10 protein-coding genes and 2 pseudogenes are annotated in these 11,634 nt (G+C 60.8%); 4 read left to right on the top strand and 8 right to left on the bottom strand.

The annotated features are described in order from the left end of the window. The 3 genes from EN991_RS08580 to EN991_RS08570 form a co-directional block, all read left to right on the top strand. Positions 1-539 (top strand): molybdopterin dinucleotide binding domain-containing protein (locus tag EN991_RS08580; protein WP_281058791.1); only part of this gene is annotated, 539 nt, incomplete at its 5' end. Positions 540-555: 16 nt separating this feature from the next. Continuing rightward, entirely contained in the window at positions 556-1,152 is a 597-nt protein-coding gene (gene fdh3B / locus EN991_RS08575) for a formate dehydrogenase FDH3 subunit beta (protein ID WP_127368576.1), read from the top strand. 56 nt (positions 1,153-1,208) lie between these two features. Next, positions 1,209-2,231 carry a formate dehydrogenase subunit gamma gene (locus EN991_RS08570; RefSeq protein ID WP_064994233.1) on the top strand — a complete coding sequence of 341 codons (1,023 nt, stop codon included), beginning with the start codon at positions 1,209-1,211 and terminating at the stop codon, positions 2,229-2,231. A 49-nt stretch (positions 2,232-2,280) separates the two neighbouring features. Here EN991_RS08570 and EN991_RS08565 read toward each other — a convergent pair whose 3' ends face one another. From EN991_RS08565 to EN991_RS08535, 7 genes and pseudogenes are all read right to left on the bottom strand, one after another. Continuing rightward, a complete protein-coding gene (locus tag EN991_RS08565) occupies positions 2,281-2,475 on the bottom strand; it encodes a hypothetical protein (protein WP_064994232.1) in 195 nt (64 codons plus the stop codon). Positions 2,476-2,530: 55 nt separating this feature from the next. Then, positions 2,531-3,037 carry a hypothetical protein gene (locus tag EN991_RS08560; protein ID WP_206519178.1) on the bottom strand — a complete coding sequence of 169 codons (507 nt, stop codon included), beginning with the start codon at positions 3,035-3,037 and terminating at the stop codon, positions 2,531-2,533. 444 nt (positions 3,038-3,481) lie between these two features. After that, a pseudogene (locus EN991_RS08555) lies at positions 3,482-4,521 on the bottom strand (diguanylate cyclase). Between the two features lie 646 nt (positions 4,522-5,167). Next, positions 5,168-5,866: an ABC transporter ATP-binding protein gene (locus EN991_RS08550; RefSeq protein WP_064995205.1), complete on the bottom strand. Its 699-nt coding sequence runs from the start codon at positions 5,864-5,866 to the stop codon at positions 5,168-5,170. Next, on the bottom strand, positions 5,863-7,698 hold the full coding sequence (locus EN991_RS08545) for a branched-chain amino acid ABC transporter ATP-binding protein/permease (RefSeq protein ID WP_127368575.1): 1,836 nt from the start codon (positions 7,696-7,698) through the stop codon (positions 5,863-5,865). The genes EN991_RS08550 and EN991_RS08545 overlap by 4 nt, the downstream gene beginning before the upstream one ends. 12 nt (positions 7,699-7,710) lie before the next feature. Next, complete coding sequence (locus EN991_RS08540; RefSeq protein WP_064995207.1) at positions 7,711-8,586, bottom strand: branched-chain amino acid ABC transporter permease; 876 nt, start codon at positions 8,584-8,586, stop codon at positions 7,711-7,713. Positions 8,587-8,771: 185 nt separating this feature from the next. Beyond that, on the bottom strand, positions 8,772-10,124 hold the full coding sequence (locus EN991_RS08535) for a substrate-binding protein (protein ID WP_127368574.1): 1,353 nt from the start codon (positions 10,122-10,124) through the stop codon (positions 8,772-8,774). Positions 10,125-10,345: 221 nt separating this feature from the next. Here EN991_RS08535 and EN991_RS08530 point away from each other — a divergent pair, with 221 nt between their 5' ends. Continuing rightward, a complete protein-coding gene (locus EN991_RS08530; RefSeq protein ID WP_127368573.1) occupies positions 10,346-11,083 on the top strand; it encodes a Crp/Fnr family transcriptional regulator in 738 nt (245 codons plus the stop codon). Between the two features lie 291 nt (positions 11,084-11,374). On the opposite strand, the pseudogene EN991_RS08525 reads toward EN991_RS08530, so the two are convergent. Continuing rightward, positions 11,375-11,524: pseudogene (locus EN991_RS08525) on the bottom strand (IS481 family transposase); the annotation flags it as partial. Positions 11,525-11,634 lie beyond the last annotated feature (110 nt).

Below are 11,634 nucleotides of genomic sequence, written 5' to 3'. Positions count from 1 at the left end.
ATACCCCCAGGGTGGACCTAGTCGCAAAATATCCGACCTATCCTGACGCCAAGCAGTTCCGTTTGCCGAATATCGGCTTCAGCGTTCAGAAGGCGGCGGTGGACAAGGGCGTCGCGAAATCCTTCCCGATCATCCTGACGACCGGTCGCCTGGTCGAATATGAAGGCGGCGGCGAGGAAACCCGCTCAAACCGGTGGTTGGCCGAGTTGCAGCAGGAGATGTTCGTCGAAATCAATCCCGCGGACGCAGCCGCCCGCGGCATTGGCGACGGCGTCTGGGTGTGGGTGACCGGCGCGGAGAACGATTCCAAAGCGCGGGTGAAGGCTTTGGTGACCGAGCGTGTTGGCAAGGGAGTAGCGTTCATGCCTTTCCACTTCGGCGGCTGGTTCCAGGGTGAGACCCTGCGGGCCAACTACCCCGAAGGCGCCGATCCCTATGTGCTCGGTGAAAGCGCAAACAGCATCACCACCTACGGCTATGACCCGGTAACGGGCATGCAGGAGCCGAAAGTCACGTTGTGCCAGATCGCGATGGCGTAACAGGGAGGTGCGGAAAATGGCCAGGATGAAGTTCCTCTGCGACGCCGATCGCTGCATTGAGTGCAACGCTTGCGTCACCGCCTGCAAGAACGAGCACGATGTGCCTTGGGGCATTAACCGCCGCCGCGTCGTCACGATCCATGACGGCAAGCCCGGCGAGCGCTCCGTCTCGATGGCCTGCATGCATTGCACCGACGCCCCGTGCGCGGCGGTGTGCCCCGTCGCATGCTTCTATACGACTGCCGACGCGGTGGTGCTGCACTCTAAGGATTTGTGCATCGGCTGTGGCTATTGCTTCTACGCCTGTCCGTTCGGCGCGCCGCAATACCCGCGCGTCGGCAATTTCGGATCGCGCGGCAAGATGGACAAGTGCACGTTCTGCGCGGCCGGTCCGGAGCCGGACTCGACCGAGGCCGAATATGCAAAATATGGCGCCAACCGGCTGGCCGAAGGCAAGCTGCCGCTTTGCGCCGAGATGTGCTCGACCAAGTCGCTGCTGGCCGGCGACGGCGAGATCATCGCTGCGATCTACAAGGAACGCGTGACGAAGCGCGGCTACGGCTCCGGTGCGTGGGGGTGGCAGACGGCCTATCGGGAGACAATTGAGGTATAGTTCATCGCGGTGCCGATTGGTTCGCGCAGACAAACAAGCTCAGGAGGACCGAGCAAATGCGTATCTCGAGCCTTGGTCGACTGATTTCCCCGGCGGCCGCCGCACTCATTCTGGCTCTCGGCCTGCTTGTTGTTCCGGCCAGGGCGCAGGACGCCGGTTCAGGAAACAACCCGACCGCCCAGGCTGTCAGCGAGCGGCAACTTCTCGATGAACTCAACAAAATCCGGGGCCGCGTCACCATACCGGACGGCAAGGCCGCCACGCTGCAGCAGCCGCAGGGCCGCGACTACCAGGGCTTCCATGAGCGCGTGCTGCCCTGGATCGGCGGCATTGCGATCCTCGGCATGCTGGTCGTGCTGGCGCTGTTCTATTTCGTCAGAGGCCGCATCCGCGTCGCGGCGGGTGAATCAGGCGTCAGGATCCTGCGCTTCAACGCCATCGAAAGGCTTGCCCATTGGACGACTGCCACAGCGTTCATCATCCTGGCCGTTACCGGCTTGAATCTCGTATTCGGCAAACGCCTGCTGATGCCGCTGATCGGACCGGACGCGTTCTCGGCATGGTCGTTTTGGGCGAAATACGCGCATGACTTCGTCGCCTGGGCATTCATGCTGGGCGTACTTGTCATGCTGGTCGCCTGGGTCTGGGACAACCTGCCCGACCGCTACGATGCCAACTGGCTGAAGGTCGGCGGCGGATTCTTCGACAAGTCGAACCGGACGCACCCGCCGGCGGCACGCTTCAACACAGGACAGAAGCTTATCTTCTGGGCGGTCCTGCTGGGCGGAATTGCCTTGTCGGTGTCCGGCATCTACATGCTGTTCCCATTCTCCTTCGCCGATATCAACGGCATGCAGACGGCCCAGTATGTTCATGCGGTCGTAGGCGTCCTCCTGATCGCCGTCATCATCGCCCACATCTATATCGGCACGCTCGGCATGGAAGGCGCCTACGAAGCCATGGTGTCCGGCACAGTGGATCTGAATTGGGCCAAGGAGCACCACAGCGCCTGGGTTGCCAAGCAGCAGGCGAAGACGGGCGATGCTACGCCGGAGACTTCCGCTGAGCCGGCCGAATAGCGTTTCTATCGCTGGTCGACTGCAGCCCAATCGCTCAGGAGGTAGTTGGTCATGATTTGCCGGCGGAGCCGCCGGCGGGATCGCCCGACCAGTTCTGCCCGACGAGATTGTGGCCCGGATCGCCCACCCGGGCACTGTCGGTGCTGAAGACCTGCCAGGAAGGCACCTGCTGTGCGCGCAAAACATAGCCGGCACCAAAGGCAACTAAGACGGTAACGACAATTCCCGTCAAAATCATACGCATCCCGCCTGCTCCTTCATTCTCGAGACGGGCCCGCCAGCCACCGTTCTTGCTCTCGCTATTTCGGCGTGGCCGCCTGCGGCGCTAGACGCTGGGCACCGGCAGCCCCTGTGGGCTCGGCCGGCACAACCGCCTTCTGCTGATATTGCATATCGAGTGCTGCCAATGCAATCAGCGGCGGTGGCATGGCAACGCCGGCAACTCTCATGGCGCGAGCCGTTTTCTGGCACTGGGCGATATCGTTCGCATCGGCGAGTTGCTCTGCCGCTTCGACAGTCAGCACGGATTCCTTGGGCGTGCTGGTCACGTCTGCGGGGGGCAGCGGCGCTGCCCTGCTTTCTTTCTGCGGGGCATTGTGCGCCGATCCGCTGGCTGCGTTGTCCTTGCCTGGCTGGGGAGCGTCGGTTGCCACGCCGTCCTGTCCGGTGATTTTTTGCGCAGAGCCCGTACCACCCTCCGACTTCGCTGGGTCGCCCGATCCGGTCGTGCCCTGCTTAGCTGAAGCCGCATCCGGCTTCTTTGCCGCGCCGGTGGGTGGGGGCGTCTCAGCTGGAGGCGCTTTCATGAAGGCGAGGATCTCGTGACAGAGGTTGACCGGGCCGCCTTGCCCCGACGCAACCACCTGACCGGCAGGCGCCTCAGCGGTCGGTGCGGCTGGCTGAGGCGTCGCGGTCTGTGCCTGGGAGGCCGAAACCGAGAGTGTAAGCATTCACGCGAGGGCAATTCTTCTCATCGCTAGCTCCTTCCCCTTCGTGTCAGACGGTGCCGCCGGATGCAGTCGGGGCACCACCGTCGCACGCGTGCCAATCCAGACGAAATGTCCAACGCCGCCTTGCGTTCCATTGCTGCCTTCAACTATCAGGTTCCCGCATCGTCAACCCCCGTTATGAGGGCTCGGGCACGGATCGCCGCATTACCGGCGCACCCGGGTCGGCTTATGTCGCCGAGCCGGTCTGCTTCAGCCGCACAAGAACAGCACAACGACTTTCGCCCTGACGTACTTGAGGCATCACCGTGCCGGCTGCACATGTTTTCGCCCGAATGACGCCGATCCGTGGAGCAGCACTCGGTTGCGGCCGGATTGTTTGGCAAGGTAGAGCGCCGCATCCGCGTGACTCTGTAACTGCTCTGGTGAGATGGCCTCGTCAGTCGTCTGAACTGCAACTCCAATGCTGAGTGTGACGCTAGGCGACATGCGGGATGCAGGGTTGGGAAAAGCCGCGGCCTCAACGCTCTGACGAATTCGCTCGGCCACCGCGACGGCCTCTTCCTCGTCCACCCCGGGCAGCAACACCAGGAACTCTTCGCCGCCGTAGCGGGCCACCTGATCGCGGTCGCGCCTCACGTTTTCCTGGATCATTCTGGCGACCTCGACCAGACAGCGATCGCCCTGGGCATGGCCGAGGTGGTCGTTCAGCTTCTTGTCGTCGATGTCGCACATCAGCATGGCGGCACCGCCGTGGCATTTCCGGCCACCGTCCCATAGACGGTCAAGCGTTTCCGTCATCCAGCGCCGGTTGGCTATGCCAGTGAGCGGATCAGTCCTCGCCAAAAGTTTCAGCCGATCATTCGCTTCCGCCAGTTCGGCGACCCTGCGCCGGTCGCGAAGCTCAAACAGGAAGGTCTTCTGAGCGAGAATTGTCATGCTGCGCCGCGCGGCGACCGTTGCGAAGATGCCGCTGGTGAAAACAACGTCGCAGCCACGGCGCTGCCAAATTCGATGCCCGGGTTGTGTAGTTGAAAAACGAGATAGAGACCGAGCGCCAAGGCGGCAATAGTCACCGTCCAGGCCAGCGGAACCCCGAAGATGATGATGGCTGTGATGGCCACGAACAGCATGATGTTCAAGTGCCGTTCGTAGAACTCGCCACCAGCGCTTACGCCGACCAACGCAACCGACAACAAAATGAGGAAGAAGCCCGCGATCAGCGAAGCCCCTTGTAGCCACGGCGCCCGCGGCTTTCGCCAGATAAGAACGACGGCCACAGCGACGGGCGGAATGATGGCGCCAGGCAGGAGCATGGATAGCGCAGTTGCCCTTGGGAGCATCACCATGTTGAGCGCGAGTGTCAGCACGTCCAACAAAGCCACCCAGACCATCCAGGCTCGGATGATCTTTGTCTGCGACCAGACACGCGCTCGAAACAGGCGGTAGATCTCGCCCGTCAGCCGGATATCGCGCGTGCGGCTCGCCAGTAGTCGGTCGACTTCTGCAGTTATGGCCAGGACTATCCTGCACGTCTAGGTGCATCCGTTCTGTCAAATATCGGCCCTTACAACTGGTTTCTCCTGAATGTTCCGCCCGAGCCATCCGCTCCTCGGGATGGACAAGAATGCCAAGCTATCCTGAAGATTTGATTTCCAGAGGTACCGACTTGCGAATTCCGCTGTGATCCCTGCAAGCGTTTACGGCTCCATCATGGCTCGCGGCCTGCTGCCAAGCCGCGCCCACTGACGAGACCGTGCCCCGATCAGTGTCTCTTCGAGCAAAGGCGTACGGAGCGCATGAGAATGTCTTGGACTGCCCCTCCACTATCAAGTCGGGGTCGAAATCCAAAAGCCACCGTCTGCTGGCGGCTCAAGGCACTTGCCTAACTCCTAGCTATCTTTCCGATCGTGATAGCCACAATCTCACGAATTCTCTGGCGGGGATGACACTGTCGATGAAGGTGGTGGGATTGTCCACGGGCTGGACCTAGACGCCAAGATGGTGTTGCAGCAGCCCCGCCTGGATCTTGAGTTCGGCGGCCGGGCCTTCGTGGGCGATATGGCCATTGTTGATGATATAAACGCGGCTCGCGAGCGCCAGCGTCGCTGCGATGTTCTGTTCCACCAGCACAATTGTCTGCCCTGCCTGGACCAGCTCGCGGCAGGCGCGCACCAAGTCGTACACAATGACTGGAGCAAGTCCTTCGAAGGGTTCATCAAGCAGGAGGATCTTTGGGTTGCGCACCAATGCACGCGCTATAGCCAGCATCTGCTGTTCGCCACCTGACAAATCCGTACCACGGCTGGCGCGTCGTTCCTTCAGCCGGGGGAACATCGTGTAAATGCGTTCCAGCGGCCACCGGTCATCCGCAGTCAACCCGGCCAGAATGATGTTTTCCTCGACGCTCAGGCTGCCGAAGATGCGTCGATTCTCGTGCACGAGTTGCATGCCTTCCCGAGCGATGCTGTGCGCCTTCCTGCCAACCAGTTCGACCCCGTCTAGTTCAACCGAGCCGGTCCGCGGCGTCACGACCCCCATCAGGCTCTTCAGCGTCGTCGACTTGCCAGCGCCGTTGCGGCCCAGGAGCGCCACGACCTCATTCTTCTCGACCCTCAATGTGACGTCGAACAGAATGTGACTGTCACCATAATAGCTGTTTAATGCTCTCACATCGAGCAGGCTCATGCCACCTCTCCATGTACACCGCCAAGGTAGGCTTCCTGCACCTTTGCGTTGGCCTTGATCTCACTGGGCGTGCCTTCGGCCAGCACCCTGCCCTCCTGCAGGACGGTGATTTTCTCGACCAGCTCGAAGAGCGAATCCATATCGTGGTCGATGATGATCATCGTGCGTGCACGCGCGATTGACTTGAGCAGCGCCACGGTCTCGACGCGCTCGCGCGGGCTCATGCCGGCAAGCGGTTCGTCAAGCAGGAGCAGGCTCGGCGACGTCGCCAGTGCAAGACCGATTTCCAGCCGCCGCTTCTCGCCATAAGCCAGTTCCGAAACTGGCCGATCGAGCCGCGCCGTAAGGTTCACCAGCGCCGCCGTTCGCTCGACCTGCTCGCTGAGACTGGGAACGCTGTGGATACTCTTGAACAGATCAAGCCGGAACTTTCCACGCGCCTCGCCCAGCGCGGCAATCATCAGGTTCCGCCGCACCGTCAAGCGGTCGAATAGCTGGTTGATCTGGTAGCTTTTGGTGAGCCCGAGCTGGCACACCTCGGATACGCCCATGCCCGTAATATCGCGGCCGGCCAGTATGATGCGGCCGGAGGTTGGCGCGATCTCGCAGGTGAGCATCTTGAAGAACGTCGTCTTGCCCGCGCCGTTGGGTCCAATGATGCCCCGTATCTCCCCATGATCGACGCTGAGGTCGATGTCGCTGTTGGCTGTGATACCGCCATAGCGTTTGGTTAGGCCCTGCACCTGCAGGATCGGTCCGGATGCTGGCGCAGCACCACGCCGGCGCGCCGGCATCGGTTCGACGGCGGTCACGACGTGCGGCGCACTCTCGACCGCGGTATTGGACGATTCGATGCGCTTGCGGCCACCGGTCAACCCATAGAGATCGACGATCGCACCGACGATGCCGCGCCGCAGGAAGCAGACCAGCAGCACGAAAACGATGCCGAGCACCAACTTCCATGTGGCGCCGAGATGCAATGTGTTCTGGAAAAAGTCGCTGAGATAGAGCCACACCGTCGCGCCCACCAGCGGCCCGAACAGTGTGCCGGCACCGCCGATCGCCGTCTGCATCACGACCTGGCCGGACGTGTCGAACATGAAAGCGTCCGGCGGCATGAAGCCCTGCATCACGCCCAACAGGCCGCCGGCAAAGCCGGCATAGATCGCGGCAACCACGAAGGCCGTGAGCTTGTAGCCGTGTATGTCGTGGCCCAGCGCCGCGGCGCGGAGCGGATTGTCGCGGATCGCCGAAAGGATCGCGCCAACGGGCGAGCGTACGATGCGCAGTGCGACGGCAATGCCGATGAAATAGCAGAACGCCAGGAAGGTATACATCGTCCAGTCGGTGTTGAATTCAAGCACCGTGAAGCCGAGGTTGACGACCGGGGTTGGCACGCCAGGCAAGCCGTTCTCGCCGCCCGTGAATGCCGAGAGCGGATTGAACTCGACAAAGAAGAAGACTTCGGCGATCGCCACCGTGATCATGGCGAAATAGATACCGGTGCGTCGCAGGGCTATCAACCCGATCACGTAGCCGACGACACCCGACACGACGGCGCCCAGGACAATGGCAGCCATGACATAAGAGAAGCCGGTTTCAGTCAGGAGATAGGCGGCGAACATCCCGCCAGTACCGTAGAAGGCCGACTGGCCGAAGGACAGCAATCCCGTGTAGCCGAACAGGATGTCGAAGCCGATCCCGAACAGTCCCCAGATCAGGATACGATTGATCGTGCTGGGCGAGAACCCGAGATGGGGCAGAACGAAAGGCGCCAGGACGAGCGCCAGCGCCGTCAGAAGCTCGACGAGGAAGGGATGTTTGATGTTCATGGCCGACCGCGTCTACTCACGCCCTGCCGTGCCGAGCAGCCCGTGCGGTCGAAGCACCAACACCAGCGTCATCGCCACGAACAGCATGACATACGAATAACCAGGATTGAACATCGAGGTGATGCTGATGATTTCGCCGGCGATGAGGCCGCCAAGGATGGCGCCGGTAAAGGAACCGACACCGCCGATTACCACGACCACAAAGGTCTGGACCAGTATGGCTTCCCCGACATCGGGCGCGATCGACACCACGGGTGCGTTGACAATACCGGCGAAGCCAGCTGCCATGGCTCCGATGCCGAAGACGAGCATGAAGATCTTGTAGACATCGATTCCAAGCGAGTCGACCATTACCGAATCCTCGATGCCTGCTCGCACGATCATCCCGATGCGGGTGCGATAGAGCACGACATAGAGCATCAGCAGCGCCAGGGCGACGATGCCGAGGAGCGCCAATCGGTAGGTGGGATAGACCATGAAGCCGAGATGGGTAATGCCGACTAGCGAGGCGGGCGGCGGCACCGTGTGCGAGAGGCTGCCGAAGAAAAAGCGGACCGTCTCGACGAAAACGATGCCGAGCCCGAATGTGACGAGAAGCTGGTCCTCGAGCGGCCGCGTGTAGAAATGGCGAACGATCAGCCGCTCGATCAACACCCCCACGATCATCACGAACAGCGATCCGGCCGCCACCGCGGCGAGGAATGAACCTGTGTAGGTGTAGGCGAGCCAGCCGGCATAGCCACCGAGCATGAACATCGCGCCGTGGGCAAGGTTCAGGACGCCGAGCGTCCCGTAGATGATGGTCAGCCCGGAGGAGATCAGCGCCAGAAGCGCGCCGAGTACGAGCCCATTGAAGCACTGCGAAATGAAATTTGCCCAGTTGATCACTCTGCGCCCACCTTAGTCATGAAAAATATGCCCTGCCCGCGCGCCAGCAAGGGTTTGGCAGACAAGTCGCGAACAATCGACATCCCACCGAGCGCCGGGAGACGAACCGTCTGCGTCCGGGCAGAGCCAGTCCCGATGCGAGCGCCCTCTCCAGCCGTGGCGAAGCGGAGAAGGCGCTGCGGGCATCAGGTGTAGCTGCCCAGGTTGCAGCCGAACTCGTCGGGCTTCTGCATCAGCGGCGCGCCATCGACGACCTCCACCACATTCCAGTAGTCGTCGTCGCTCTTCATGTCCTTGGGATCCTTACCCTGAACGAGTACGACGGGTCGCACGCACTGATGGTCTTCCGGCCGATAGTGAACGTCGCCGACGAGTGAAGGGATGGTCTCACCCTTCTCGTATTGCTTGATGACGTCCGGCGGATAGAAGCTACCGGCCTGCGACACCATGCGCGCCCAATGAGCGAAGCTGACATAGGCGTTTTCGGCGCCCCATTCCGGCCGATAGCCGAACTTTTGCTGGAATGCGTCCACGAACTGCTTGGCGAGCGGATACTTGTCCTGCAGGGTCCACCAGAAATCGGTAGCGGCAAAAACCCCGGCTGTCAGTTCGGGGCCTACTTCCTTGGCAAGGAAGGGGATCTGGTAGGGGATCACCATCTTCATGCTCGGAGTCAGGCCGAACTGCTTGGCCTGCTGGATTGACAGCACCGCGTCGCGGCCCCAGTTGACGTTGACGATGAATTCGGCGCCCGAATTTGCGATATTGGTCAGATACTGGCTGAAATCCTGGGTGCCCAACGGCGAGACCTGGTCCGTCACCATCTCCCATCCGCCCTGAGAGGTCAGGTAGTCGTTCACCGACTTGGTCACGGTGTGGCCGTAAGTGTAGTCCGGCGTCATGAATGCCGCCTTCTTTCCCTTGCCGTAGGTCTTCACAAGAATCGGGCCGATCGCGTTGGCTGCGGTCTGGCCGTAGAAATTCTGGCGGAAGCCGTAGCGAACGCAGTCCTTGCCTGTTGTGTCGTTTGAGCCGGAGATGCCCGCGACGTAGAGGATCTTCTCGCGCTGCGCGAATTTGTTGAGCGCAACCGCGACCGCCGATGAAGTCGAGCCGGTCATCAGGATGATGTTGTTTTGGTGGATGAAATTCTGCTCGAGCTCGACGGCCTGGTTCGGCTTGGCCGCGCTGTCGGCGGACAACAGCTCGACCTTCTTGCCGAGCAACCCCTTGTCGACCTTCGGCGCCAACGCCTTCATCAACTCGTGGCCGTTGTTGATGTGGTCGACCGCGAGCTGCCAGCCCTTAAGTTCGTCAGCACCTTGCACGGCATAGGCACCGGTAAGGGGCACGGCGGCTCCGATGTAGACGGTGTCGCCCGCCGACCCGGCCGGCCAGGTGCCTATCGCGGGCTTGTCGTCGGCCGCAAAAGCCGCAAAGCTGGATAAGGGCAGAACGGCGCTACCGAGAAGACCTGCGCCCGCGTGCAGCATGCTACGGCGGGATATATGGGAAGTATTTTGATCGTCGAGTGGCATCAGCTGTTCCTCCTTAGCGTGGAGCCGTCGGACGACTCTCATTGTTGTTCCGGAAACCGGTTTTTTTCAGCGAGACGCTGAAAATGGCCTATTTGCATGGGCATTCGCAGTGGCGTAGGCCTGCCAGTCAATACAACTTTCGTTTGATGATTCTGTTCATTGATCTGGATTAATAAGCATAGGAAAGTTTCATTGAAGGTCATGAACATGTGGAGCATGGCATGCCGCTGACCGGCCATCCGATCGTGACCCGACTGACACGTGCAATGAAGCTGGAATCGCTAGACATCAAACGTCTTGAGGCAATCTTCGAGCGCGATCTTACCATTCGGAAACGGGAGGAACTCGTCGTTCACGGCTCCGAGTTCCGAAACCTGTGCTTTGTTAAAGACGGCTACGCGATCCGTTACAGGTTGCTGCGCAGCGGCAGGCGGCAAATCCTGAAGCTTATCCTGCCGGGTGATGTCATTGGATTCCCGGTCAGCTTTTTCGATCGATCGACTTGTGCGGTCGTTGCCGTGAGCGAGCTGACCTACGCCGTGTGCTCGTTCGACGCTTACGTTCGTCTCTGCTACGAGCAGCCCCAATTCGGTCTGGTGTTAAGTTGGCTCGCCGCCCAGGAGGCAGCGACTTATGCGGAACACATTGTCAATCTGGGTCGGCGCACTCCGATTGAAAGGCTGGCGCACCTTTTGCTAGAGATCCACGCGCGTCTCCTGGAGGTGGAACGCGCTGACGAAGAAAGTTTCGACTTGCCATTTTCGCAGGAAGTCATGGCGGACGCGCTCGGGCTGAGCGTGCCCCATCTCAATCGCGTCATTCAGCAATTGCGCGCCGAACACCTTATCACCAGCAACGCGCGCTTTATCGAGCTGACCGATCTTGCGGGCCTTCAAAGATTGGCTCAGTACCAGCCCATGACCCTAATCCCCGTCCCGGGGCCGAAACAGCTGGAGTGATCACACAGCCCTATTGCGAGCGGGCATCGAATGCGTTGTCGATTTGGCCTCTATGTCTGTTATCAAGAGCAACTTTATCAATGCTGACTGCCAGCTGCAGTTGCGTCATCCCATCCTTGCTGAGCATGATCGAACGACTTCACCGAGTGGCGAATGACGTTTCTCCGGGGCGAGGAACTTGGCCGTCAGATTGCAACGATGGGTTAGCAGAGCCGCGTTTGGCAGCAGCTTCCCAGCGATGGTCTCGCTGATCAGCGGCATGGCCGAACCGCCGGCGCCGGGCGTGGTGAACTCGTGCAGCTCGACGAAGGCGAAATTGGAGGTGCGGTCGGTGGCGACGAACATGTTCAGCTTGCCCCGCTCGGTGCGCACCTCCGCGACGTCGATATGGAAGTAGCCGATCGAATAGCTCTTGAACTTCTTCTTTGCCGGCTTGCCGCCGGCGCAGCCGCCGCAAACAGCGGCTCGGACCCTCACCACCGCAGCTTCGCTTCGAAGTTGAACCCGGTGCCAAGGTCACTTGAGGACAAAAAAGTCGCACCGGCTTGGAA

Source organism: Mesorhizobium sp. M7A.F.Ca.US.005.03.2.1, from assembly GCF_003997795.1.
In the GTDB taxonomy this organism is placed as follows: domain Bacteria; phylum Pseudomonadota; class Alphaproteobacteria; order Rhizobiales; family Rhizobiaceae; genus Mesorhizobium; species Mesorhizobium ciceri.
The sequence above is the reverse complement of the archived record's forward strand: the minus strand, read 5'-3'. Positions and strand labels throughout refer to the sequence as shown.